This window comes from Escherichia sp. 94.0001, from assembly GCF_013369155.2.
Taxonomy (GTDB): Bacteria; Pseudomonadota; Gammaproteobacteria; order Enterobacterales; family Enterobacteriaceae; genus Escherichia; species Escherichia coli_F.
Genome location: NZ_JABWMS020000317.1, coordinates 1 through 255, shown reverse-complemented (window position 1 = coordinate 255; position 255 = coordinate 1). Strand labels below are relative to the sequence as shown.

General features: G+C 47.8%; 1 other RNA gene. It reads right to left on the bottom strand.

Features of this window, described 5'->3' with window-relative positions:
* Nucleotides 1–102: 102 nt before the first annotated feature.
* A non-coding RNA gene (locus tag HEN33_RS25920) (RtT sRNA) lies at nucleotides 103–255 on the bottom strand; the annotation flags it as partial.

Here is a 255-nt window from a genome sequence, read left to right as displayed (position 1 = left end):
ACCTGCGACCAATTGATTAAAAGTCAACTGCTCTACCAACTGAGCTAACGACCCATACGGGTGTTACCTGAATGATTTCTACTCGGGACCAATCTTTAATATTGGTGGATCGTGCAGGATGACTCGCTTCGCTCGCCCTACGGGCCGTTGCTGGCGCAACGTTATCCTTCACGCTTAACATCTGAGTTTGATGTTAAAACTGGTGGGTCGTGCAGGATTCGAACCTGCGACCAATTGATTAAAAGTCAACTGCTC